Here is a 232-nt window from a genome sequence, read left to right as displayed (position 1 = left end):
AGTTCGACAACGTCGCCGGCTGGAGCGGCGCGCGGGCACCGGACGGGGCGCTGGACGACAACCACACCCACTACCTCTACCCGGCCACTAACGTGGACCTGGACTGGACCGAGCTCACCAGCACGCTGACCAGGAAGGAGCGCTACTGGGCGAGCGGCGGTGCTTCCGACGATGCCCCGCCCAGCGGCCGCACCGGCACGAATGCCCAGCTGGGCGCTCGCCTGCCGCTGGG

1 pseudogene is annotated in these 232 nt (G+C 71.6%); it reads left to right on the top strand.

The features are described 5' to 3' along the window. A pseudogene (locus ACQG3P_RS24845) lies at positions 1-232 on the top strand (TorF family putative porin); the annotation flags it as partial.

This window comes from Stenotrophomonas sp. SrG (assembly GCF_050031795.1).
In the GTDB taxonomy this organism is placed as follows: domain Bacteria; phylum Pseudomonadota; class Gammaproteobacteria; order Xanthomonadales; family Xanthomonadaceae; genus Stenotrophomonas; species Stenotrophomonas rhizophila_A.
The sequence above is the reverse complement of the archived record's forward strand: the minus strand, read 5'-3'. Positions and strand labels throughout refer to the sequence as shown.